General features: G+C 45.0%; 22 protein-coding genes and 1 pseudogene. 16 read left to right on the top strand and 7 right to left on the bottom strand.

Annotated elements, in window-relative coordinates:
* Positions 1-26: 26 nt before the first annotated feature.
* Together gshA and AAEU32_RS03220 are read left to right on the top strand one after the other, a co-directional pair.
* Entirely contained in the window at positions 27-1601 is a 1575-nt protein-coding gene (gshA, locus tag AAEU32_RS03215) for a glutamate--cysteine ligase (RefSeq protein ID WP_421969095.1), read from the top strand.
* Between the two features lie 109 nt (positions 1602-1710).
* Positions 1711-2319: a transglycosylase SLT domain-containing protein gene (locus AAEU32_RS03220; protein ID WP_421969096.1), complete on the top strand. Its 609-nt coding sequence runs from the start codon at positions 1711-1713 to the stop codon at positions 2317-2319.
* A 49-nt stretch (positions 2320-2368) separates the two neighbouring features.
* Here AAEU32_RS03220 and AAEU32_RS03225 read toward each other — a convergent pair whose 3' ends face one another.
* The 3 genes from AAEU32_RS03225 to AAEU32_RS03235 form a co-directional block, all read right to left on the bottom strand.
* Entirely contained in the window at positions 2369-3205 is an 837-nt protein-coding gene (locus AAEU32_RS03225) for a mechanosensitive ion channel family protein (protein WP_421969097.1), read from the bottom strand.
* Between the two features lie 60 nt (positions 3206-3265).
* On the bottom strand, positions 3266-4549 hold the full coding sequence (locus AAEU32_RS03230; protein WP_421969098.1) for an HlyC/CorC family transporter: 1284 nt from the start codon (positions 4547-4549) through the stop codon (positions 3266-3268).
* Positions 4550-4629: 80 nt separating this feature from the next.
* Positions 4630-5436 (bottom strand): cytochrome C assembly family protein, encoded by an 807-nt coding sequence (locus AAEU32_RS03235; protein ID WP_421969099.1) that lies wholly within the window; start codon positions 5434-5436, stop codon positions 4630-4632.
* Positions 5437-5603: 167 nt separating this feature from the next.
* Between AAEU32_RS03235 and ffh the strand changes: the two genes are divergently transcribed.
* From ffh to tyrA, 7 genes and pseudogenes are all read left to right on the top strand, one after another.
* A complete protein-coding gene (gene ffh / locus AAEU32_RS03240) occupies positions 5604-6986 on the top strand; it encodes a signal recognition particle protein (protein WP_421969100.1) in 1383 nt (460 codons plus the stop codon).
* A 128-nt stretch (positions 6987-7114) separates the two neighbouring features.
* Positions 7115-7642, top strand: coding sequence for a DUF3750 domain-containing protein (locus AAEU32_RS03245; protein ID WP_421969101.1), 528 nt, complete (start codon positions 7115-7117; stop codon positions 7640-7642).
* Positions 7643-7864: 222 nt separating this feature from the next.
* On the top strand, positions 7865-8113 hold the full coding sequence (rpsP, locus tag AAEU32_RS03250) for a 30S ribosomal protein S16 (protein ID WP_045978188.1): 249 nt from the start codon (positions 7865-7867) through the stop codon (positions 8111-8113).
* 17 nt (positions 8114-8130) lie between these two features.
* Entirely contained in the window at positions 8131-8667 is a 537-nt protein-coding gene (rimM, locus tag AAEU32_RS03255) for a ribosome maturation factor RimM (protein ID WP_421969102.1), read from the top strand.
* A pseudogene (trmD, locus tag AAEU32_RS03260) lies at positions 8667-9430 on the top strand (tRNA (guanosine(37)-N1)-methyltransferase TrmD). Before rimM ends, trmD begins: the two are co-directional and overlap by 1 nt.
* 33 nt (positions 9431-9463) lie before the next feature.
* Complete coding sequence (gene rplS, locus AAEU32_RS03265; protein ID WP_070992439.1) at positions 9464-9823, top strand: 50S ribosomal protein L19; 360 nt, start codon at positions 9464-9466, stop codon at positions 9821-9823.
* 244 nt (positions 9824-10067) lie between these two features.
* Complete coding sequence (gene tyrA, locus AAEU32_RS03270; protein WP_421969103.1) at positions 10068-11207, top strand: bifunctional chorismate mutase/prephenate dehydrogenase; 1140 nt, start codon at positions 10068-10070, stop codon at positions 11205-11207.
* Positions 11208-11304: 97 nt separating this feature from the next.
* Here tyrA and AAEU32_RS03275 read toward each other — a convergent pair whose 3' ends face one another.
* Positions 11305-12033 (bottom strand): methyltransferase family protein, encoded by a 729-nt coding sequence (locus AAEU32_RS03275; RefSeq protein WP_421969104.1) that lies wholly within the window; start codon positions 12031-12033, stop codon positions 11305-11307.
* 581 nt (positions 12034-12614) lie between these two features.
* Here AAEU32_RS03275 and AAEU32_RS03280 point away from each other — a divergent pair.
* On the top strand, positions 12615-13082 hold the full coding sequence (locus AAEU32_RS03280; protein WP_421969105.1) for a hypothetical protein: 468 nt from the start codon (positions 12615-12617) through the stop codon (positions 13080-13082).
* Between the two features lie 33 nt (positions 13083-13115).
* Here AAEU32_RS03280 and AAEU32_RS03285 read toward each other — a convergent pair whose 3' ends face one another.
* On the bottom strand, positions 13116-13913 hold the full coding sequence (locus AAEU32_RS03285; RefSeq protein WP_421969106.1) for a sugar phosphate isomerase/epimerase family protein: 798 nt from the start codon (positions 13911-13913) through the stop codon (positions 13116-13118).
* A gap of 112 nt (positions 13914-14025) precedes the next feature.
* Complete coding sequence (locus AAEU32_RS03290) at positions 14026-15180, bottom strand: chorismate mutase (protein WP_421969107.1); 1155 nt, start codon at positions 15178-15180, stop codon at positions 14026-14028.
* A gap of 446 nt (positions 15181-15626) precedes the next feature.
* Between AAEU32_RS03290 and AAEU32_RS03295 the strand changes: the two genes are divergently transcribed.
* The gene (locus tag AAEU32_RS03295; RefSeq protein WP_421969108.1) at positions 15627-18638 is read left to right on the top strand and encodes a bifunctional diguanylate cyclase/phosphodiesterase; all 3012 of its coding nucleotides are present in this window, start codon (positions 15627-15629) and stop codon (positions 18636-18638) included.
* A 23-nt stretch (positions 18639-18661) separates the two neighbouring features.
* Here AAEU32_RS03295 and smrB read toward each other — a convergent pair whose 3' ends face one another.
* Positions 18662-19225, bottom strand: a complete 564-nt coding sequence (gene smrB / locus AAEU32_RS03300) for an endonuclease SmrB (RefSeq protein WP_421969405.1) — start codon at positions 19223-19225, stop codon at positions 18662-18664.
* 89 nt (positions 19226-19314) lie between these two features.
* Between smrB and prmB the strand changes: the two genes are divergently transcribed.
* The 5 genes from prmB to AAEU32_RS03325 all read left to right on the top strand — a co-directional run bounded on the left by prmB (position 19315) and on the right by AAEU32_RS03325 (position 23454).
* Positions 19315-20250 carry a 50S ribosomal protein L3 N(5)-glutamine methyltransferase gene (gene prmB / locus AAEU32_RS03305; RefSeq protein WP_421969406.1) on the top strand — a complete coding sequence of 312 codons (936 nt, stop codon included), beginning with the start codon at positions 19315-19317 and terminating at the stop codon, positions 20248-20250.
* Positions 20251-20297: 47 nt separating this feature from the next.
* Positions 20298-21398, top strand: a complete 1101-nt coding sequence (aroC, locus tag AAEU32_RS03310; protein ID WP_421969109.1) for a chorismate synthase — start codon at positions 20298-20300, stop codon at positions 21396-21398.
* A gap of 103 nt (positions 21399-21501) precedes the next feature.
* On the top strand, positions 21502-22056 hold the full coding sequence (locus AAEU32_RS03315; protein WP_421969110.1) for an elongation factor P hydroxylase: 555 nt from the start codon (positions 21502-21504) through the stop codon (positions 22054-22056).
* The gene (locus tag AAEU32_RS03320) at positions 22046-23176 is read left to right on the top strand and encodes an ATP-NAD kinase family protein (RefSeq protein WP_421969111.1); all 1131 of its coding nucleotides are present in this window, start codon (positions 22046-22048) and stop codon (positions 23174-23176) included. Before AAEU32_RS03315 ends, AAEU32_RS03320 begins: the two co-directional genes overlap by 11 nt.
* On the top strand, positions 23176-23454 hold the full coding sequence (locus AAEU32_RS03325) for a YfcL family protein (protein ID WP_421969112.1): 279 nt from the start codon (positions 23176-23178) through the stop codon (positions 23452-23454). Before AAEU32_RS03320 ends, AAEU32_RS03325 begins: the two co-directional genes overlap by 1 nt.
* Positions 23455-23720 lie beyond the last annotated feature (266 nt).

Consider the following 23720-nt stretch of genomic DNA (forward strand, 5'->3'; position numbering starts at 1 on the left):
AGCCAACAGGCTAGAGGTAGGATTTTTTGACTTGTACACAATTACAACAACGCCTTAGCGCGTTATCTGCGCCATCGGAATTGGCAGCAATTGTTGGCATTCAACGAGGGATAGAAAGAGAGGCGTTGCGCACCAATAAAAAAGGTGGCTTATCAACGCGTCCACATCCTGTAGCAATTGGTTGCGCGCTAACTAATTCAATGATCACCACTGACTTCTCTGAAGCATTATTAGAATTTATTACGCCTGTCAGTGATGATGCAACACAAACGCTTGCTCAATTGCGAGATTTACAGAAGTTCACTTTGTCGCAGCTTGATGATGAATTGCTGTGGCCAGTTAGTATGCCTTGCTATATCAAAAGCCAAGATGAAATACCTTTGGCCCAGTTTGGTAGCTCTAACATTGGTCGCATGAAAACACTGTACCGTGAAGGTTTAAAAAACCGCTATGGCAGTATGATGCAAGCAATCGCGGGTGTGCATTTTAATATTTCATTCCCCGAGAGTTTGTGGCAAAGCCTGCAGCGTCAAGCTGGCGACAACGGTGACTTACAAAGTTTTATTTCTAATGGGTATTTAGGGCTCATTCGTAACTTCAAGCGTGAGTTGTGGCTCATTAGTTATTTATTTGGTGCTTCCCCAGCACTGTGTCAGTCTTTCCTTGAAGGGCGCACCACGGATTTACCGTTTAAGCCCCTAGGCAAAGGCTCACTCTACTTAGAGCATGGTACTGCTTTGCGCTTGGGTGATTTGGGTTACACCAACAGTGCACAGTCTAGCTTACGGGTGATGTACAATTCGCTCGACGAATATGTTGAAGGGTTGAAAAAAGCCATTAGCTTGCGCTCGGATTTATATCAGCACCTTGATGATTACCACGCGCCAACTCCGCAGCAGCTAAATAAAAATATTCTTCAAATCGAGAATGAGTTCTACTCACCAATTAGACCCAAGCGCAACGCGCGCTCAGGTGAAAAGCCAACCGAAGCATTAACTCGTGGCGGTATTGAGTACATTGAAATTCGCGCACTGGATGTAAATCCATTTGCCGATACAGGGATTGATTTACAGCAAATCCACTTCTTAGATGTGTTTTTAACATACTGTTTGCTAAAAGACTCACCGCTTATGAGCTGGGATGAGCAAATGCAATCTCAGGTTAATTTACGCCGTGTTGTTAATGCGGGCCGTGACCCTGAGCTGACGCTAACGCGCGGCGAACAAAGCATTTACCTCAAGCAGTGGGCGGATGAAATCTTTGCGCAGTTGCACGCAGTGGCCGAGTATATGGACCAAGCCTATGGTGTCGATTATTACAGCGCAACTATTGATGACATGGCAACGTGGGTGAGTGCGCCAGATAAAACCATATCAGGTCGCTACATGACACAGTTGCTCCAAAGCAATTTGGACAATGGGACTTTTGCGTTGAGCTTGGCTCAGCAGTATCAAGATCAACATGCGTGTTGGCAGTATGAATGCTTTGATGAGGCGTATCTAAAAGAAAAAGCTCAGCAGTCAATTGTCGAGCAAAAGCACATTGAAGAAGCAGACACGCAGAGCTTTGAAGCATTTTTGGATGCTTATTTTCAGGCATAAAAAAAGCGCGGCTTAGGTGGCCGCGCAAATTATTCTACAGGGATGAAACAATGCTAAACTGCTGCATTCATAAGTTCAGACTAGTGATAAAAGAGTTAGTTCAAAAAAAATGAAAAAAATTTCTTTAATTGTCTTAATCGCCCTTGGATTATCAGGTTGTGCAACTGCACCGCCCGAGCAACCTGATGATATTTGTAAGATTTTTGAAGAAAAAGAAGATTGGTATTACGACGCGAAAGATGCCCAAGAAAAGTGGGGCTCTCCCAAACATGTGCTCATGGCGATGATGTATCAAGAAAGCTCTTTCAAACATGATGCGGCCCCTCCGATGGAGTATTTCCTCGGTTTTATTCCCATTGGTAGAGCAAGTGATGCCTATGGCTACTCGCAGGCTAAAACCATGACGTGGGAAGACTACATGCGCGAGACAGATAACATTGGTGCAGATCGTGATGATTTTGATGATGCTATCGACTTTATGGCGTGGTTTGTGTGGAAGACCCATCAAGTGAATGGCGTGTCGAAATGGGATGCGTACGCACAGTACCTCAATTATCACGAAGGGTGGGGTGGTTATAAGCGTGGCACGCACAACAGCAAGAAATGGTTGCTTGGTGTTGCGAATAAAGTTAAAAACCGTGCGAGCCGCTATTCTGCGCAGCTAAAACGTTGTGAAGCTGATTTGGATAAGAGCTGGTTTGAACGATTGTTCTCGTAGTGAAAAATGTTAAAAACGGCGCAAATACGCCGTTTTTTAATGCCCAAATTTATTGTGGCTGATTTGGAAATGTGTGTATGTACACATCGCGCTGTGGGAACGGGATAGTAATATCCGCCTCATCAAATGCGATTTTCACGCGTTCATACAAGCCAAAGTATACAGGCCAGTAGTCTTCTGACTTGACCCACGCCCACACCAACATGCCTATATGGCTATCGCCATGTTGACTAACGTGCACAACCGGCTCAGGGTCTCCTAATACCATGTCGTAGTCTTTTAACACGCTCATAAGTACGTCACGGGCCTTATGAACATCATCGCCATAGCTGATACCAAATTCTATATCCACACGACGATTTTCTTCAGCAAATAGATTTTTCACAGTGCCATTTGATAACGCCCCGTTGGGAATAATGATCTTTTGATTATCATAGGTCAGCAAGACGGTGACAAAAATCTGAATTTCTACCACCTTACCCATGTGGCCCTGTGCTTCAATCACATCACCGACTTTAAATGGCTTAAAGAAGAGAATAAGTACTCCACCTGCAAAGTTTGACAAGCTGCCTTGTAATGCCATACCCACAGCTAAACCCGCGGCGCCTAACATGGCGATAAATGAGGTGGTTTCTACACCTATCATTGATGCAACAGAAATCAATAATAAGATTTTGAGAATGACGCTAATAAACGAAACGAGAAAGTGGGTGAGACCGGGTTCGACCTTCACTTTGTGCATAGAGCGCTCGCTGACATTGGCAACGCGTCCTATCAGCCACCAACCAATAATTAGCACAATAATAGCGAGCACAAATTTGGGCCCATATTGCATCAGCATTTCGATTGCGGTGTTGTAGATATTTTCGATGGATATGTCTGTCATCTGTGTTTTCCTTTTTTAGAGACTAAAAGGTATTAAAGCACAGATAACAGACGCTGAGTGTTAACTCTGAGATTTTTTACGTTTTTTCGGTGGAATGACTCGCACTAGCTTGATCATATTCTCTTTCACTTCCAACACTTCGATTGGGTAGCCAGATATTTTCATACTCAAGTTAGCGTCTGGAATGTCTTCTAGGTATTCAACGATTAACCCGCTAAGTGTCTTCGGTCCGTCAATAGGCAGTTTCCAGCCCATTTCTTTGTTAAGCTCACGGATGTTAGCACTTCCTTCTACAAGCACTGAGCCATCTTCTTGAACGTCAACTTCTTCACTGGGTGTGCGCGCTGTCGTTGTGGTGAAATCGCCAACAACCTCTTCTAGAATATCTTCAAGAGTTACAAGTCCTTGAATATCACCGTACTCATCAACAACTAGACCAATACGCTCTTTGACCTGCTGAAATTTGTGTAGCTGGGTGTTCAGCGATGTACCCTCAGGGATAAAATAAATCTCGCGCACCGCGCGCAATAATGACGATTTATCGAACTTATCTTTGGTAAGTAATCGCAACGCATCACGGGCGTGGATAAAACCAACAGCATCATCTATTTGGTCGCGATAAAGTAATACACGGGTGTGCTGCGCGTTGGTGAGTTGCTTACTGATAATCTTCCAATCATCGTTGATATCAATCGCGTTGATTTCGTTACGAGGGATCATAATGTCTTCAACAGTCACTTGCTCAAGATCGAGAATCGACGTCAACATGCTTTTGTGCTCTGCAGGTAGCATCGCTCCTGCTTCACTTACAACCGTTTTAAGCTCTTCTTTACTGAGGCTGTGTTCTTCAACTTGCTCTGGACTAAAGCCTAACAAGCGCAACAGACCGTTGGTGATCCAGTTCAGTGCAACAACAAACACCAATGATATCTTCAACAAGTACTTAAGGATGAACGAACTAGGAAAGGCTATTTTCTCAGGATACAGTGCTGCGATTGTCTTTGGTGTGACTTCTGCAAAAACAAGAAGAATAAAGGTCAGGCCAAAGGTAGCAACCGCTAGACCAACCACTTCGCCGAACAAACGTATACCGATAATAGTAGCGATTGAAGATGCTGCGATATTAACAAGGTTGTTGCCGATCAGGATGAGGCCGATAAGGCGATCAGGGCGTTTAAGTAACTCACTGACTCGCTTGGCGCCTGCATGATTTTCTTTTTCGAGGTGGCGCAATCGAAACTTATTGATCGAAAGCATGCCTGTTTCTGAACTAGAAAAGTAAGCTGAGAGTACGATTAACACGGCTAAAATAATAAATAACGTACTCGTCGATATGTCGTCCAAAGAGGGATCCTTTTGTTAAAAACCAGGGTATATTAAGCGGTACTCAAAGCTCAGAGTCAAGTCTAGCTAAGCCTAATTGATTAAATTCGTTGCAGAATGACTTCCTGCACGAAGCGGCTACCAAAATAGGCAAGGGTTAAAATACCCGCGCCCACCATGATGGTTACCACTGATGATTTGCCACGCCAGCCTTGCAGGTGGCGTCCAAACACCACTGCAGCAAACACTGCCCACGCGATAATAGAAAGAATAGTTTTGTGTGCGTACTCTTTACTCACCATGGCTTCAACGAAAATAAACCCAGTGATGATAGCGATACTCAGTAGGGCAGTCCCTACAGTAACAAGTTGGTAAAGTTGGCGCTCTACCACCATTAATGGAGGCAGATGACTGTATACAATAGCTAAGTCCTTTTGCTTGAGGCGCTTATCAATGAAGTAAAACTGTACAGCGTATAAAGTGGCAATAATCAGCACGCAATATGCTAGTAATGACAAAGAGATGTGCGCGACTAAACCAACTTCCAAATTGATATCTTGCACCACCACATGATGCGGCATAAAGAGACTAGCTAACAGCAATAGTGCTGCAAAGCCGTATACTACAGGGAGTAATAATGTGGCTGGGAACTTGAGTGAGACAGCGGTCACACTCAAGACAATCACCCAACAGGTAAGCAATGACACATTCACAAAGCTGACATCTTGGCCTTGATGGGTGAACACAGAATTTACCAGCAGCACCATGTGTAACAAAATGGCGAGCGTACTGAGAATGACAGTGGTTCTTTGTGACGGACCTTGAGTGTGAAACAAGCGAGAAAGTACATGCGCTGTCGCCAAAGCGTAGAAAACACAACTCAATAATGTCAAAACTGTGATCAGCATAATGACCTTTTAAGGAATTAAATGAATGCTTTAAAAGGTCATTGTAAGTAAAGCGTCCACGCTTGCCTAGATCTAATTATGTGAATCCATTGCAGATGCCACTGGGATTTGCCCCTCGCTTTCAGTTATAATCGGCAAAAATGTAAGTAGCAACGGACTCGTTAGCGATGTTTGAAAACCTTCAGGAACGATTAGGAAAAACCCTAAAAAATATCAGTGGCCGCGGCCGTCTTACCGAAGACAATATAAAAGAAACGCTGCGCGAAGTGCGCATGGCGTTACTTGAAGCCGACGTCGCACTGCCAGTTGTGCGTGAATTTGTAAAACAAGTAAAAGAGCGCGCGGTAGGCACAGAAGTAACAAAAAGCCTCAGCCCTGGTCAGGTTTTTATCAAGATTGTCCGTGAAGAGCTTGAGAAGGCAATGGGTGAGGCTAATGAAGAGCTAAACCTAAATGCACAGCCGCCTGCCGTGGTGATGATGGCTGGTCTGCAAGGTGCGGGTAAAACAACCAGTGTTGGTAAACTCGCCAAATTCCTCAAAGAGCGAAAAAAGAAATCTGTACTTGTTGTCAGTGCTGACGTCTATCGCCCTGCGGCGATTAAACAGCTTGAAACATTAGCAAGCGAAGTAGATGTCGAGTTTTTCCCAAGTGATATCAGTCAAAAGCCTGTAGACATTGCAACGAATGCAATTAGTCACGCAAAGAAAAAGTTCATTGACGTGGTACTCGTTGATACCGCAGGTCGTTTGCATATCGACAGCGACATGATGGATGAGATCAAAGCCCTTCATGCTGCTATCAATCCGATAGAAACGTTGTTCGTAGTTGACTCAATGACAGGTCAAGACGCGGCTAACACAGCTAAAGCATTTGATGAAGCGTTGCCATTGTCAGGTGTGATATTGACCAAGACGGATGGTGATGCGCGCGGTGGTGCAGCACTTTCAATCCGACACATCACTGGCAAGCCAATTAAGTTTATTGGTGTCGGTGAGCGTACTGACGCGTTAGAGCCTTTCCACCCAGATCGTGTAGCCTCACGTATTCTTGGTATGGGTGATGTCCTTTCACTCATCGAAGAAGTTGAGATGAAGGTCGATAAAGAGAAGGCTGCGAAAGTCGCTGACAAAGTGTTTAAAGGCGACGGGTTTACCCTTGAGGACTTCGCAGAGCAATTGCGCCAAATGAAAAACATGGGCGGCATGATGTCTATGCTCGATAAACTACCTGGTATGAATAACCTACCGGACGCCGTGAAAGGACAAATGAGCGACAAGACATTTGTGCAAATGGAAGCCATTATCAATTCAATGACACCAAAAGAGCGCGCCCGTCCAGAAATCATTAAAGGCTCACGCAAAAAGCGTATAGCAGCTGGTTCGGGGACTCAGGTGCAAGAAATCAACAAGCTGCTCAAGCAATTCACGCAAATGCAGAAAATGATGAAGAAGATGAAAGGCAAAGGCGGCATGATGAAAATGATGCGCGGCATGAAAGGCATGTTACCACCGGGCATGATGGGTGGTCCTGGTGGCCCGAAATTTTAATTGCTTCGTATAGGCATTAAGTTTAAAGACGCGGTAACGACCGCGTTTTTTTATGGCCTTGCACGGCCTTTTTGTCCAACAAACAGTTGCCTACTATGTTAATGCTATCACTCGGAGGAGTTTTATTCATGCGAAGAATGCTACTTATTGTTTTATCTTTTGTGGTGCTGGGTGGGTGCGCAAAAACAGACTGGCGTAGTGCCAGTAGGGAGCCAGCTGGCATTGCTACACCTGTATCACAGCCTGACGCAGTGATTGAGTTTTACGCGGCAGATGCTTTCGGTTGGCGAGGGTGGTTTGCTGTTCATACCTGGTTTGCAATTAAAGAACACGGTGCGTCTGAGTACACAGTCTATGAAGTGGTTGGCTGGGGCGTTGACAGAGGAAGAAAAGCATTGCGTACCTATCAAACTCCCACGCCAGATAGGTATTGGTATGGCGCTAAACCACAAAAGTTTTTATCTATCACCGGTTCGCAAGCACAAGTACTTATTCCTAAAATAATTGAGGCGGCTAAACGTTATCCTTGGGCGGATGAGTACACCTTGTTTCCAGGCCCTAACAGTAATACTTTTCCCGCGTGGATTGGTCAGCAGGTTCCAGAACTGGAGTTAGAAATGCCATTTTCAGCAATTGGTAGTGGCTATGCAAAATAATCGCACGCCTAAATGACAACGCGTTTTTCAATTGGCAAGCGGATGAATAATCACACTATCCTAGGAAAATCTTCCGCTAAGATCAGTATTTAACGCACATAAACCTTGGATTAAATGCAGTTCTTGCTTGCATTGTGGCAAAAAATTCGTACAATTCCCCAGCTTCCCTCTATGGGGAAGTAAACTTATTAATGAAAACAGTCAATCTATTTAGAGGACGGTATGGTAACTATTCGTTTGCAACGTGGTGGCGCTAAGAAGCGTCCTTTCTATCAAATTGTGGTTGCGGATAGCCGTTTCTCGCGTGACGGTCGTTTCATCGAGAAAGTAGGTTTCTTTAACCCTATTGCTGCTGGTCAAGAAGAAAAGCTTCGTCTAGACCTAGCCCGTGTTGATCACTGGGTAGGCCAAGGCGCATCTCTTTCAGATCGCGTAGCAAAACTAGTTAAAGACGCTCGTAAAGCGGCTTAATAGGCGTAAGTGTAACCATGAGTCAACAAGAGCAAGCCTCTACAATCGTCGTTGGCAAACTCGGAGCCCCGTATGGGATTAAGGGTTGGCTTAAGGTGCATTCATTTACTGATGATCCCGAAGGGATCTTCGATTTCAGCCCATGGTTGATAGGGCAACAAGGTAAATGGCAAACCTTTGAAGTGAGTGACTGGCGTCGTCACAACAAAGGCTTTATCGCCAAGTTCGCGCAAGTAAACGACAGAGATCAAGCAATGGCTTTTACCAATGCGGAAATTTCTGTATATGCGGCGCAGCTTCCAGAACTGCCGGAAGGTGAGTTCTATTGGCGAGATCTCATCGGCATGGCCGTTGTAACTGATAAAGGTTATGACTTAGGTCAAGTTGATGACTTGATGGAGACAGGCTCAAACGACGTGCTAGTTGTCAAAGCAAATAGCAAAGATGCGTTTGGCAAAGGTGAGCGTCTTATCCCATTTTTAACTGATTCAGTTATTCAAAATGTGGACCACGATGCTCGCCAAATTACTGTGGACTGGGACCCAGGCTTTTAATGGCAAAAGCACCTTTGTGGGTAGGGGTAATTAGCCTCTTCCCTGAGATGTTCTCAGCTATTACTGAGCAAGGCGTGACAGGCCGCGCAGTGAAACGCGGTTTAATCGAGTTTCACTGCTGGAATCCGCGCGATTATGCAACAGATAAGCATCGCACAGTGGATGACCGTCCTTATGGTGGTGGTCCAGGCATGTTGATGATGGTTGAACCATTGAAACAAGCCATACTCGATGCGAAAGCTGCTGCTGGCGAGGGTGCCAAAGTAATTTATATGTCGCCTCAAGGGCGAAAGCTAGATCAGCAAGGCGCTCAAGAGCTTGCTCTTAGCGACAAACTGATTTTAGTAGCTGGTCGTTACGAAGGTATAGATGAACGGATCATCGAGTCCTATATCGATGAAGAATGGTCGATTGGGGATTTTATCCTCAGCGGTGGTGAACTACCGGCCATGACATTAATCGACGCAGTAGCGCGATTAGTGCCAGGGGTGTTAGGTCATAACCAGTCGGCTGAGCAAGACTCATTTTCGGATGGCTTGCTTGATTGTCCACACTATACTCGGCCAGAAATATTGGATGGTAAATCGGTTCCTTCAGTGTTACTGAGTGGTAACCACCAAGAAATTGCGAAATGGCGGCTTAAGCAGTCACTCGGAAGGACTTGGAAAAGACGTCCAGACTTGTTGCAAAACCTAGCTCTGACTGAGGAGCAAGCAAGGTTACTTGCTGAATTTCAGCAGGAAACCAAATAGCTTGTGGCTAGAAGACAGTTACACCTAGGAAAGTGAGAAATAAAATGGCAAAAGTAAACCAAAATATTATTAAAGAGCTTGAAGCTGAACAGCTTAAGCAAGACGTACCTGCGTTCGGCGCTGGTGACACAGTTGTTGTACAGGTACGTGTAAAAGAAGGTGAAAAAGAGCGTCTACAGGCCTTTGAAGGTGTTGTAATCGCTAAGCGTAACCGTGGCCTACACTCAGCGTTCACAGTTCGTAAAATCTCGAGCGGTGAAGGTGTTGAGCGTGTATTCCAAACGCACAGCCCTCTTATCAGCAGCATTGCAGTTAAGCGTCGTGGTGCGGTTCGTCGCGCTAAGCTTTACTACTTGCGTGAGCGTTCTGGTAAATCTGCACGTATTAAAGAAAAACTTAATTAATACGCGCGTTTTACTAAAACGTGAAAAAACGGGTCAGCTAGTAATAGCTGGCCCGTTTTGGTTTGTACACTGAGATGTTGTCGAGTATCTTGAACAATATGGGTTGTATCGTTAAGCTCATGACATGTCTTTATACAGGTAACGGTAAATATACTGAGCCAACCAGTTTCCTCTTCTCATAAGCTTCGAATATGTTAGTATCGGTGTAATAAATAATTTCCACATGTAATTATAAGTTTACACTATGTCAGCCGAGCAGCAGTTAGCCCAGTTACGCAGTGAAATAGATGCCTGCGACAGTGAATTAGTCCGTCTTTTAGCCAAGCGTAATAACATTACCGAGCAAGTTGGTAAAGTAAAGCAGCGCTACGGCGAAGCCCTTCATGCGCCAGAACGTGAGGCCACATTAGTTGCTGCTCGCAGAGAGCAAGCGCAACAAGCAGGCGTTAACCCCGACTTAGTTGAAGACATTTTACGTCGCATGATGCGTGAAGCGTATCAGAACCAACAAAGTGAGCTTGCCTGCGTGTGTCCTGAGCTTAGCCCGGTTGTAATAGTCGGTGGTCGTGGCTCAATGGGCCAGTTATTTGCTAAACAACTACAAAGAAGTGGTCTTGAAGTTCGCATCCTTGATAAACAAGAGCAGCAACGTGGACAAGCTGAGCAAATTATCTCTGGGGCAAAATGTGTGATTGTCAGTGTGCCTATCAACGCTGTTGAGAAGGTCGTTGAAGCGCTCCCTAGGCTCGATGATGATGCGTTGTTGGTTGATATTACCTCGGTTAAAGAAAAACCGATTGCAGCGCTTAAACAAAAGCACAGTGGCCCCGTGTTGGGATTGCACCCAATGTTTGGGCCAGATATTAGTCACTGGGTGAAACAAACCGTGGTGGTGTGTCCTGGTCGTCCAAGTGCATCAGCAGACGCATTAATTGCACAATTAAAAGTGTGGGGATGTCAGCTTGTACAAATGAGCGCGCGTAAACACGATGAGGCAATGCAAATTATTCAGGTGATGCGCCACTTAACCACGTTTGTTTACGGCCAGTTCCTTGCTCGCCAAGAGCATAGTTTACAAGAAATCCGTGATTGTTCATCGCCAATCTACCAGCTCGAGTTGATGATGGTAGGGCGCCTATTCGCACAAAGCCCTGAGTTATACAGCGATATCATGCTTGCTCAATTTGACCGGGTAGAGCCACTATTAGAAGCGTATCAAAATACGTATGAGCAAACGCTCAGCATGCTCAGAGATCGTGATAAAGATGCTTTGATAGCGGCATTTAATGATGCAAAACATTTCTTCAGTGATGCTAGCGATGTGTTCTTACGCCAAAGTCGGGCGTTATTGAACAAGGCTAATGACGCAAAGGTATTGGATTAGGGTAATGTAGGAGCGTCCCAACGGGGCTGTTTCAGCATAACCCATAGAGCGATGTTTACTCAATGTAAGTTAGCGCTGTTAATGCCCATTGGGCAAGCTAAGGTATTTTCAAAAACGGGACCACCGCCGGTACTCTTCTTTTGTAATCCATATATACGTCACCAAAGCGGTGTATGAGTGATTTCTCTTCGAAATATAAGCCGATAAAGATGTAGATTGTGAATCCCAAAGACAACATAAACTGCGTCATGCTCATGTAGGGAGTGGCCCACATTCCGAGTAGAATTCCAGTTTGAATAGGGTGGCGAACAATTTTATATAAACACACTTCTTTAAATTGGTTCCCTTCATTAGGGTTCATAGAAATACTTTGTTTTAGACCCATCAGGTGAAAGTGATCGATCTCGAATGTCGCTGCCACTAAGAAGAGCCAACCGAAGATGTGAATCCCCCGCAAAACACTCACCAGAAATTCATTTTCAGTGTGCCATATAACCCCTGTGACGGGCTGCCAGTAGAAACAAAACGCCAACATAAATAATCCAGACACTAACACATAGAGACTGCGTTCGAGTGCGGGAGAGATGAACTGAGTTATTTTTTCTTTAAAGCTACTTCGTGCAGCAATGCTGTGATGCAAGGCAAACAAGAGCAAAATGGCTAAGTTAATTGCGATGGCAACGCCGGTGTCCTCTGAAAGTGGGCGCGAGTTTATATGAATAGGAAGAAAACTCCATCCACCCATAAATAGCATAAAGGCGCTGAGACCACCAAGCCCAACCAAATAACATAAAATACCGCAAACGCTAGAGATTAATTTACTCATGACTAAACGCTCCTTTGCTTGTGTTGCCATGCATCGGTGGACTCGCTATATCCCTTTGCGTTGAGCACTAAGTCAGGGTCAACATAATGTAATTATAGTTCGATATTTAGCAATAATTCCTTTGGGATAACGCCTAGTATGAGTGCCCCTTCATTGAGGTTAAACAGGGGGTTACTGAGGGAGAAATTCATCTAACTAATTGGTTACCGGCGACAACACGCCCTAGGAGTTATTTTTCTTATGTGAGTTGAGTTTAATGACTGTTGCGCTGTGTTGTCGGTTATCCTCAGAAGTTGATCCAAGTAGTGTAGATCGTGAGTTGTGCGCACAGCGAAACGATACGTATATTACGCTGTCATGGCTTCTATAAAAGGCTGGCTTTTTAATCATAGCGCACTCCTTAGAACACCCTCAGTATAGTCTTTGTTTATTATTTGTGCATTTCAGGCCGTATGTCTCCTTGGGTTTCATCGAGAGGTTAAAAATGGATAAAAAGCACTGGCATCTCATGAGGCGATTGGTAATAATGTCACTGTACCCAAAAGGTGTTTTTGATTGTATTTCAAGGAAGAATGAAGCAGATGAAACAGATAATCGCGCTACTTTTTATCGGTATTGCAGTGTTTTACCTCTATGAGTTCAAAGGCGCTCCGTCACACCACGATAGAGAAATGGTTTACGCGAAGGCGCTGGTTAAATACAAAATAGCAAGCAGGGAAATAGAGCTTATTGCGGTTGCTCATAACTATAAAGACGCGCAGTGTGATGAGAATCTAGTTAAAGAGGCGTTGCAACATTGTGTCGCAGATCAATATTGCTCGCAGGCCACCTTCACTTGCCAAGAAACTATTGAAAGTCGCTATCAAGACCTGTTGGAAGAGCAGCCTGCACGCACGCGATACGTGCATCTAACAGGCAAGAATGATGACCGCAAAGGAGCCATTATTGTCTGGGGGTTAACTGATAGCGAGGCACGCGTTGTGTGTGATCGCATTCGTGCAGGCGTTGCTAGAGATAAAAAACTTGATGTCACCACCAAATGCATTTAATGGCGTGTAAGATGCTGATTTAAATTATTTTTATTATTTTGTCGATAGAAACAAAATTCTATCCAAAGCACGTTTAGATGCGTCAACGCTTTGCAGCGCGCTCATCCCTTGTGGATATTGCTCTTGCTCCACCACGAGCCACTGTGTGTGACCATCATTACGCAATGAAGTAATGATATTCTCCCATGCAAAACCGTTGTCTCCCAAGATAGGACTCAAAGAGTTGTCTTTGGCTACTATTTTTAGATGCGCGGAGCGAGTTCGCTTTGGGTAGGCTTTGATCAATTTGATGGCGTTTTGTTTGGCATAGTGAACCCAGCCAATATCTAGCTGTAATGGCACAGAAGCCGTCGTATTATCGGCAATGTGTTGCCAGTACGTGGTATCGCCAAATTGTAAAAACTCTTTGTCATGATTATGGAATCCGATCTCCATATCGAGTTGCTGCGCTGTTTTATGAACCGCATTTAACTGTGTTATGAATTCGTCAATTTTATCCTTGTCCCATGCGCGCTCATCCCAAGGAATGTACAACGAGGTGACTCCCAGAGTTTTGTAAAAGTGCAGTGTGCTGTTTATGGTTTCGCTACTTAATTGGTCAAAGCCGACATGAGCACTGCTCGCTTGTAACCCCAGTGAACTGAGCAGTGTATGTAACTGCTGCGGATTGCTCGCATAAGGGCCAAAGTCGCCTGCAAATTCAACACCCTCAAAGCCCATATTAGCCAAGGCGGTGAGCGTACCATGGAAATCCGCTTTTAGCTCATCTTTAACCGACCATAATTGAACACTGATAGAAGGGGATGTCATTGTTTTGGTAAAAGCCTTCATGGGTAAAAGCATAATCACCACAGTGATGATTATGTGCTTATAAAATGGATACATCGTCATCATGGTGATAGTAGCCGAGGAAACCGATTTGGAATCCCTCGGCCTTACCCTTTTATTTTACTTCAACTGCTTGCAGAGATTCACTTTGATAACAGCCTAAGATACGCACGAACTGGGTGTGATCTTTTAGCGCTTCAAGTGCACCTTGAACTTTTGGTTGTGCAAGGTTAGCAATGAGATCGACATAGAATACTTCTTCCCAAGGATTACCAGGTACTGGACGTGATTCAAGCTTCACCATGTTAATACCATGCTCCTTGAATACCATTAGCGCATCAGCAAGGGAGCCAACATGTTGCTCAGTCGCCATAATAAGGGTGGTTTTGGTAGGGATTTGCGTTGATACCTGCATTGCCTTGCGTGCAACTACGATGAAGCGGCTATGGTTTTCACTTTGGTTTGCGATGCCAGTTTTCAATACTTCTAAGCCAAGGTGCTTACCCGCTTCAGCTGAACCAATGGCTGCGCTATTATCGCAATTTAATGCTGCTTTCATGGCGCTGGTCGTGGAATCACAGTTTTCTAGCTGTACGTCTGCTAACCCCTGTATGAAACGATTGCATTGAGCAAAAGGTTGGGGGTGGCCGAATAATTTAGTGATATCTTCAAGTTCAGTGCCCGGTTTTACCAGCAAGCAATGCTCAACGCTGTGGGTAACTTCTCCGACAATCGACACTTGAGCGTGTTGCAGTAAATCGAACACCTCATTGATACTGCCTGAACTTGTATTTTCTATTGGCAGAACGCCAAAGTCGGCCTGGCCTTTTTCCACCGCACCTGTGATCTCATCAAATTGTGCACATCCCATTTCTATTAACTTACCAGGACGGCGACTAAAGTATTTGTGCACCGCCAATTGAGAATATGAACCTTGTCCACCTAAATAAGCAACCCGATTCGTTTCACCCAATAGTTCAGGGTTAAGATTTTGCTGCAACATGGCTTGCTGATGCAGCACTGAGTCTTCCAGAACGCGCTGAAAAACACTGTTGATGTAATAAGCGTCAAGGCCGAGTGATTTACCATAATTAATAAGCTTTTCTAGTAGCTCTTGCTCTCTGGCTTCGTCGCGAATCGGTTTGTTATTCGCTATTTTATACTCTACTACAGAGTGGCTAATGCGGCGTCTTTTGGCCAACAGTATCAGTAGCTCAGAGTCTATTTCGTTGATATCTCGACGTAGCGCTTGCAGCGTATCGTTAGTCATTATTTGGTTTCCTCATTCCCAAAACAAAAAAGCCTCCCGCTTGGGAGGCTTTAGAATATGTGTGAACTTCACGTACTCGTTCGCGCCTCCCTCAAACGGGGTGGAGAATAAAAAAGCGAAAGAATACGAAAGATAATATGTTCATAGCTCCAATCTACTGTTTGAGCAGGTACTAAGTCAATAGTTGTTTGGGTGTAAAATAATTTAATTCACTTTGAGAGTGAAAGTTTCCAAATTAGGTAATTTAGGTCTAATGTAAGGTAAAGGTATTATTGCGTTTTTGTGCCTAATAGCTGCACGGGAGGGCGCCTAATTGGTTCTTTTGTACTATTTTTCTCACTTTTTGACTGGGGTCTGCGTAAAAAAGGTGTATACATGTACGCTATGGCTGTTATATTTGCTAGTCGGTAAGAATAATAAAACCAGATACTTAAAAAGGATCGGCTGTGGTTTATAGGCGTCCACCTTCGCGCTTTGGCATACATTCGTTAAGCATCAAGCTCTCCGCTTTGATTTCAGCTATTTGTTTGATTGCTGGGATTTTCGCTGCACTATTTATGCTTAAATCTGAGCAAAAGCAATTGATGTTCGAAGAGAGTGAGCAGCTCAATCTGTATAGCGCACGTTTTATCAATCATTTTGAACAGGCTATAGAAACCAAGGTTAACATCGCTGAACAAGCGAATGCTGTGGTGAGTCGTGCATTATTTAATGACGCAGAAAACACCGAGCTCAGTGTCTTTGCTCCTAACTTTATGTCTACAGATGATCTCACTCTGCGTAGCGTCTCTCAAGATGGTTTGTCCGCAGCAGTTATTCCCAAAGAAAATTACAACCAGTATTACCAGCAATTGTTTGCCCGTTCAGAGGCGTTATGGCAGTTTATCTCGCCAACTCTTACACAAGAATTTTTTAACTTTTATCTGCTCACCGAAGACAGTTTTGTACGTATTTCACCTCCAAATTGGGCATTGGATGTGCCCGCAGATTATCGAGCTAATAATGTCATCAATTTTAGCCGAGCGGGGCAAGATAATAACCCTAATAGGTTAGCGATTTGGTCACCTGTTTATTACGATCAGGTTTGGGGTAAGTGGGTAAAAAGTATTGTTACACCTATATACCAAGGGGATAAGCATGTCGCTTTAACTGGTGCTGATGTTGAGCTTGAAGCCTTGCTACGATTTCTGCCATTAGATGATGAACAGCAACAAATGTTTGTTGTTGACTCAAAAGGCCAGCTACTTGCTCATCCAAAGATTGATCAGAGCACCTATCTGGAGTACGGCAAAGAAGGTAAACGCCTGCGTATGTCGGACTTCATGAACCCTAAATTAGTGGAAATTGTCACCGATGCCACAAGGCTTAAACTGCCTACCATCACGGAACCATTTGAATATCAGGATGAAAATTACCTTACCAGTGTGCGCAAAGTAGACGGATTGGATTGGTATGTTGGTATCTATCGTAAACAATCGAGTGCCCTAGAGGCTTTGCAGGCATTGGAAATAAAGTTTTTAGGCCTGTTTATTTTATACGCTGTGCTCGTAGCGCTGTTGTTGCACCAAGCATTATATCAACTCGTGTTAAGCCGTATCTATTTGCTTGTGGATGCAGTGTCTAGTTTTGGGCGTGGCAAAATGGATACGCAATTCCCACCAGAGAGTAAGGATGAAATTGGTGTACTCAACGGTTCTTTTAAAGACATGAGTGTGGAGCTGAGCAACACCATTCGCGGCCTTAATCAACGTATCAAAGAAAAAGAGATCGCTGAGCAAGCTGCTAATCGTTTGTCAAAGGCGGTTGCTCACTCTGGTACGGGTGTACTCATTACTAATCGACAATTACAAATTGAGTACGTCAACCCGAAAATGATGGATATGACGGGCTTTGATGAGGATCACTTTACAGATGCCACCTTGCTCAGTGTCATTGCCAAAGAAATGGCTATTTTCACAGATGACATCGAGTACGATTTAAGAACACGCAACTATTGGCGTGGCGACACGATGCTCGAGCAAGCCAGTGGCAGCGCCTTATGGGTGTCGTTGAGTATCTCGCCAATTCGAGATGAAGATGGCGAGGTGAATAGCTACGTGGTATCAGCACAGGACATTTCTTTTGTTAAAGAAAGTCAGCGTAAGATGGAACAGTTGGCTTATTTCGACACCTTAACTGGCCTTGCAAACAGAACGTTCTTCCGCATGCAGTTGCGCAAGTCTATGGCGTTGGCGGAGCGTGGCCATTATGCATTCGCGTTGTTCTACTTTGATTTAGACGAATTCAAACGCATCAACGATACCCTTGGTCATGATATTGGGGACCAACTGTTGATCGAAGTGGCAAACCGATTGAAAAATCGATTACGTACTGAAGATACCATTGCCCGCTTAGGTGGCGATGAATTTGCTGTGTTGCTTAGCGGTATAGAAAATTACGAGCGAGCAGCTGAGGTTGCCAACACCATTCAACGTACTCTGAATCAGCCTATTTTGCTTGGTAATAATGAAGTTATCATCAGTGCAAGTATTGGTATTACTATGGCACCGGATGACAGTAGTGAGGAGGACCAACTTCTCAAACACGCGGACTTAGCCATGTATGAGGCCAAAGCTAAGGGCAAAAATACGCATCACTTCTACTCGCGAGAACTTAATGCTGCTGCGAACGAGCGTTTGTACATCGAAAACGAACTGCGTCAGGGCATTCGTGATAAGCAATTCCACCTTAACTACCAACCTCAGGTCGATAGTCGCTCGGGTAAAATATTAGGTTTTGAGGCGCTGATCCGCTGGGTACACCCAAGTCGTGGGGCTATTTCACCGGTCAAGTTCATTCCTATCGCTGAAGCAACAGGGCTTATTGTAGAGCTTGGTGAATGGGTGCTACGTGAAGCGTGCTGCTTCTCTGCCCGTCGTTCACAGCTTGGACTCGAGTCTAATATTTCCGTGAACTTGTCTGTACGTCAGTTCCAAGATGCGAATTTGGTTCCTATGTTGGCCAGTGTGTTAAGAGAAACGCATGTGTCACCTAAAAATCTGCACTTAGAGTTAACTGAAAGTATGTTGATGGGGGATGTGGAAACCGCTATTAGCCAATTACACGAGATTAAGCGTTTGGGAGTGTCGATTTCGATTGATGACTTCGGGACGGGCTACTCGTCTTTAAGTTATTTGAAAAAATTCCCAGTAGACGTGCTTAAAGTTGACCGTTCATTTGTTCAAGATATTCCTGATGACCCGAATGATATGGAGATCACCGCTGCAATTATAGCCATGGCGCAAAAGCTAAATCTTAACGTCGTGGCTGAAGGTGTGGAGACCAAAGCGCAAGTTGACTTTTTAAAGGCGAATAACTGCTTTGTGGTGCAGGGGTACTATTTCTCAAAACCGCTCAGTGAAGGTGATGTCTTGAAGTTATCGGAGCATTTTGAAGTAGAGTGTGTAAGCGCAACCTAATCGGCTGCGCTGCGCATTTTATCTTAGAGTAGCGGGCTTACATCTACGGGTAGGTCAATTAAGATGACCACTGCACCTTTACCGCCGTATTCAAGGGGAGCTTGATGCATTGCGAGAACATCTGGGTGCTGCACTAAATACTGCGGCACTTTGTGTTTTAAAATACGCTCACCTATACCATGAACCACACACGCACACTGCACGTGCTGTTTTTTACACGCGCTAATAAGCGCTGCTAGCTCCAATTTGACTGTTTCTTTACTCATGCCGTGGCAATCTAAGATAAGTTCAGGTGAGTAATCACCGCGTCGTAATTGTTTCGCTAGGTAGGTGCTTTCTCCCTCTTTGACATAACTGATGGTGCCATGAGTGTCGATGTCGGGAATATATTCATCGGAAAAGTAAAATTCTGTTTTGCTTTGACGCTCAATTTGTTGGCGCTGTCCAATGTGCTTTTTGTGTTGGGCACTCAAGCGCACGGTGTCGTTTTTGACCCGCTTTGTTGTGCCTATCGTTTGACGAAACAGGGCGATATCATCGTCTGATAAATCGCTGTTTGCATCTTGGGGAGTGTGCTCTTTGTTCATGGCCGAGAGTTTAGCCAAAAAAAGCGTAAAAACCTAGCGCTAAACACGCTACAATGTCTTCAATTAACAAGCAAAAATTGCCACACAGTATGAACGAAAATCTTATTAGCGACGCTGAACTACAAGAAGCTCAGCAGGAAATGCATAGCATTAGTGATTGGTTGCGTTGGGCGACCAGCCAATTTAGCGCCCACGGTATCTTTTTTGGTCACGGCACAGACAACGCATGGGATGAAGCAGTCTCATTGGTGTTGCCAGCGCTGCACTTGCCAATGGATGCGCCTCAAGAGTTACTTGCAGCACGCCTCACTAGCAGTGAAAAAGTTCATCTGAGCGAATTAATATCACGACGTATCAACGAGCGCACACCAGTGGCTTACCTAACCAATCAAGCTTACTTTGCTGGTATGCCATTTTATGTGGATGAGCGTGTGCTTGTGCCTCGCTCTCCATTTGGCGAGTTGATTAATAAACAGTTCGCTCCTTGGGTGAGTGAACCGAAAAATATTACCCGCGTACTTGATATGTGTACCGGTTCGGGCTGTATTGCCATAGCCCTTGCACAAACCTTTGAAAATGCACTCGTTGATGCTGTGGATATTTCACCAGATGCCTTGGTTGTCGCAGACTTTAATATCCAGGGTTATCACTTAGAAGACCGTGTTATGCCCATACTGTCAGATGTGTTTAGCGGTGTGGGTGATGAAAAATATGACTTAATTGTTGCCAATCCACCGTATGTTGACGCTGAAGATATGGCTGATTTGCCAGAGGAGTTTCATCATGAACCTGAGCTAGGCCTAGCCTCAGGTGAAGACGGCTTAGATGTAACCCGGGAATTGCTGGCGAAGGCGTCTGCACATCTAACAGATAACGGTTTGTTATTTGTTGAGGTGGGCAACTCTATGGTACATATGGATGAGTTATATCCAGATGCGCCGTTTACTTGGCTTGAATTTGAGCACGGCGGTTTGGGTGTGTTTATGATTTCTAAAGCTGATCTTGATGCCTACTTTGGCGAGTAGTTATCACGATTAGTGTCGTTTTATGCCATTTGGAATGAGGATGAAGTATGGCTGGAAATAGTATTGGGCAACTGTTCAAAGTGTCCACTTTTGGTGAGAGCCATGGTCTCGCACTAGGTGGGGTTGTAGATGGTTGTCCTGCAGGCTTGGAGCTCGATGAGTCTGACTTGCAAGTCGATTTAGACCGTCGCAAACCAGGACAAAGTCGATACACTACGGCGCGCCGAGAAGATGACCAAATTAAAATTCTCTCGGGAGTATTTGAAGGTAAAACCACAGGCACAAGTATTGGTTTACTCATTGAAAATACGGATCAGCGCTCAAAAGACTACGGCAAAATTAAAGACGTGTTTCGTCCCGGTCATGGTGATTACACATATTGGCATAAATACGGTATTCGCGATTATCGTGGTGGTGGGCGCTCGTCGGCCCGTGAAACAGCAATTCGTGTTGCCGCCGGTGCAATCGCAAAGAAATATCTAAAACAGTTTCATGGCATAGAAATCAAAGCCTGTTTATCACAATTAGGTCCGATTAAGGCTGAAAATTACGATTGGGCTGAGGTAGAGCAAAATCCATTTTTCTTTCCTGATACAGCAAAGCTCGATGCGCTCGATCAGTACATGCGCGATTTGAAAAAAGAAGGTGACTCTATCGGCGCAAAGGTGAAGGTTGTTGCCACAGGTGTGCCTGTAGGACTTGGTGAGCCAGTGTTCGATCGCCTCGATGCAGAAATCGCTCATTCACTGATGAGTATTAATGCCGTAAAAGGCGTTGAAATTGGTGATGGTTTTGATGTGGTTGAGCAAAAAGGTTCGCAGCATCGTGATGAGTTGACACCGCAAGGGTTCACCTCGAATCATGCGGGTGGTGTGCTTGGTGGCATTTCAACAGGTCAAGATATTGTTGCTAGCATCGCACTAAAACCTACCTCGAGCATCACAGTTCCCGGTCAGAGTATCAATACACAGAACGAGTCGGTGGAGATGATCACCAAAGGCCGTCACGACCCCTGTGTTGGTATTCGTGCCATCCCTATCGCCGAAGCCATGTTAGCCATTACTTTAATGGACCATCTACTTCGTCAGCGCGGTCAAAACCCTCATGTGCAACTTGAGCATGGGCCGATACCTGGGCAGCGAGTTTAGTCAAAAAGGCGCACTGTGTAGTGCGCCTTTTTAGTATTGCTGCTTTTTACAAATCCACTCAAAGTACGTACAATCGCGCTCAGTTTTGTAACCCTGTGACGCTATGCATCAAATTGACGACCTAATCGCCATTTTTGAGCGAACATTTTTTGCTTCTTATCAGACACGCCTTGTGCGTGGCTCCGACGAGCCTGTTTACTTACCAGCTGATGAGCACTGCGATCATCATCGTATCATCTTTGCCCATGGCTTTTACGCCAGTGCGCTGCATGAGATAGCACATTGGTTAGTAGCAGGTCAAAAGCGCCGGTTACTTGAAGATTACGGGTATTGGTATTGCCCCGATGGGCGCTCCTTGGCGCAACAAAGTGAGTTTGAAAATGTTGAAGTGCATCCACAGGCCATTGAGTGGGCGTTGTGTTTGAGCGCTGGATTTAAGTTTAACGTCTCCGCGGACAACCTCGGTGGCGAGCAAACCTGTCGTTTTCGTTTTCAACAACGAGTTTACGACAAGTTAGCAAACTTAATTAGCCAAGGTTTCAATGAGCGCACACAACAGTTAATGAAAGCGCTGGCTGATTTTTACCAACAGCCTTACCCACTAAAGCTAGAGCAGGTAGGGTGGCACGCACCTGAGGAACTTGAGTATGCAGTTTAAGTTAGGTTTTATCATTAACCCGGTCGCAGGACTAGGTGGCAGTGTTGCGCTAAAGGGCAGTGACGGCGCTGAAACTGCCGCTAAAGCTTTAGCTTTAGGTGCAGAGCCTAAATCACATTTACGTGCAAAGGCTGCGCTGGAGCAATTGATACCACATCAAAAGCAACTGCAAATTTATACTGCCTCGGCTGTTATGGGCGAGTACGTGGCGAAAGACCTGGGTTTCAATGTTGATGTGGTATATCAGTGCAATGAACCCACGACAGAGATAGATACACACGCCGCTGCACAGGCACTAGTGAATGTAGGGGTGGACCTTATTTTGTTTGCTGGAGGCGATGGTACAGCGCGCAATATTTGCCAGGCCATTAGTGATAAAGTGCCAGCGTTAGGGATCCCTGCAGGGTGTAAAATTCACTCGGGCGTATACGCGATTACCCCAAAGGCGGCAGGACGTGTTGTTGAGATGCTGGTTAAAGGTGAACTTGTCACCCTCGCAGATAGCGATGTAATGGATATTGACGAAGATGCATTTCGAGCAGGTACAGTGCGCGCTAAGCGCTATGGCGAGATGCGTGTACCAAGCGAATTGCGCTATGTGCAAGCCGTTAAAAACGGTGGTGGTAAAGAAATTGATGAGTTAGTACTGGCTGACATTGCAGCGCATGTGGTCAGTGAGATGGATGAAGATTGGCAGTATGTGATGGGTTCGGGTTCAACGGTTGCGGCTGTAATGGAAGAAATGGGCCTTGAAAATACTCTGCTTGGTGTTGATCTGGTGCACAACCAAGAACTCATCGGTCAAGACATGACCGCCGCACAGTTGCTCGATGCATGCCAGCAGAAGCCGACCAAGTTGGTGATCACACTCATTGGTGGGCAAGGACATATCTTTGGCCGAGGTAATCAGCAGTTAAGCCCTACGATTATTCGTGCCATAGGCAAAGAAAACATTATTTTAATTGCTACAAAAAGTAAGCTCCAAGCGCTTGAGGGCCGCCCGCTAATCTGCGATACGGGCGACAGTGAGCTGGATGACGAATTATCAGGTTACATTCAAGTAACCACGGGTTTTAATGACCACGTGCTCTACGCCGTTGGTCACCATGAGGAGCAGTAATGCCTTATTTAGAATACGTAGATGCAGCACAGCAGTTTTTTGATGATCTTGTTGAGCATGCCGATGATGACCAACTGTTTGCAGGTGGTTACTTACGCGGTCATTTCGACTTAGCAGTCGGTTATGCGCAAGTTGAAGGCTTGGCCCTCAGTGCTCAGCAGCTGAACGAAAAAATAGAAGAAAGCCTAGTGAAGGCTTATCACAACGGTGAGCTAACGGATGAAGACCGAGATCATGTGGTTGTTATCTGGGAGCAAGTCAAAGCACTTGCCAACTAAAAAGCTTTGATGGGGTAACCAGCAAGAGTTACCCGCGGGAGCTAGCCGTTGCGGCTAGCCAACCTTATTTTCCACCTCTTTACAGCCTCCCCTCATTTCTTTACGCCTGCCATTGACCATTTCTGAGCAAATGTAGCCTTTGTGTTAATTTTCCAGTAGTCTTCATGTGCAAATTTATATTGGCTGGCTTATATCAGCACATTCATACCAATGACATTAAATACATGAACAGTGATAGTGGTGAATAAAACACTTGAGTGTTCAAT

This window comes from Pseudoalteromonas maris (assembly GCF_049257235.1).
Classification (GTDB): domain Bacteria; phylum Pseudomonadota; class Gammaproteobacteria; order Enterobacterales; family Alteromonadaceae; genus Pseudoalteromonas.

What these genes read in the sequence shown, in the direction of transcription:
- AAEU32_RS03220 (WP_421969096.1), top strand. Translation starts at nt 1,711, where the DNA reads ATGAAAAAAATTTCTTTAATTGTCTTAATCGCCCTTGGATTATCAGGT.
- AAEU32_RS03225 (WP_421969097.1), bottom strand. Translation starts at nt 3,205, where the DNA reads ATGACAGACATATCCATCGAAAATATCTACAACACCGCAATCGAAATG.
- AAEU32_RS03235 (WP_421969099.1), bottom strand. Translation starts at nt 5,436, where the DNA reads ATGCTGATCACAGTTTTGACATTATTGAGTTGTGTTTTCTACGCTTTG.
- ffh (WP_421969100.1), top strand. Translation starts at nt 5,604, where the DNA reads ATGTTTGAAAACCTTCAGGAACGATTAGGAAAAACCCTAAAAAATATC.
- AAEU32_RS03245 (WP_421969101.1), top strand. Translation starts at nt 7,115, where the DNA reads ATGCGAAGAATGCTACTTATTGTTTTATCTTTTGTGGTGCTGGGTGGG.
- rpsP (WP_045978188.1), top strand. Translation starts at nt 7,865, where the DNA reads ATGGTAACTATTCGTTTGCAACGTGGTGGCGCTAAGAAGCGTCCTTTC.
- rimM (WP_421969102.1), top strand. Translation starts at nt 8,131, where the DNA reads ATGAGTCAACAAGAGCAAGCCTCTACAATCGTCGTTGGCAAACTCGGA.
- rplS (WP_070992439.1), top strand. Translation starts at nt 9,464, where the DNA reads ATGGCAAAAGTAAACCAAAATATTATTAAAGAGCTTGAAGCTGAACAG.
- tyrA (WP_421969103.1), top strand. Translation starts at nt 10,068, where the DNA reads ATGTCAGCCGAGCAGCAGTTAGCCCAGTTACGCAGTGAAATAGATGCC.
- AAEU32_RS03275 (WP_421969104.1), bottom strand. Translation starts at nt 12,033, where the DNA reads ATGAGTAAATTAATCTCTAGCGTTTGCGGTATTTTATGTTATTTGGTT.
- AAEU32_RS03280 (WP_421969105.1), top strand. Translation starts at nt 12,615, where the DNA reads ATGAAACAGATAATCGCGCTACTTTTTATCGGTATTGCAGTGTTTTAC.
- AAEU32_RS03285 (WP_421969106.1), bottom strand. Translation starts at nt 13,913, where the DNA reads ATGAAGGCTTTTACCAAAACAATGACATCCCCTTCTATCAGTGTTCAA.
- AAEU32_RS03290 (WP_421969107.1), bottom strand. Translation starts at nt 15,180, where the DNA reads ATGACTAACGATACGCTGCAAGCGCTACGTCGAGATATCAACGAAATA.
- smrB (WP_421969405.1), bottom strand. Translation starts at nt 19,225, where the DNA reads ATGAACAAAGAGCACACTCCCCAAGATGCAAACAGCGATTTATCAGAC.
- prmB (WP_421969406.1), top strand. Translation starts at nt 19,315, where the DNA reads ATGAACGAAAATCTTATTAGCGACGCTGAACTACAAGAAGCTCAGCAG.
- aroC (WP_421969109.1), top strand. Translation starts at nt 20,298, where the DNA reads ATGGCTGGAAATAGTATTGGGCAACTGTTCAAAGTGTCCACTTTTGGT.
- AAEU32_RS03315 (WP_421969110.1), top strand. Translation starts at nt 21,502, where the DNA reads ATGCATCAAATTGACGACCTAATCGCCATTTTTGAGCGAACATTTTTT.
- AAEU32_RS03320 (WP_421969111.1), top strand. Translation starts at nt 22,046, where the DNA reads ATGCAGTTTAAGTTAGGTTTTATCATTAACCCGGTCGCAGGACTAGGT.
- AAEU32_RS03325 (WP_421969112.1), top strand. Translation starts at nt 23,176, where the DNA reads ATGCCTTATTTAGAATACGTAGATGCAGCACAGCAGTTTTTTGATGAT.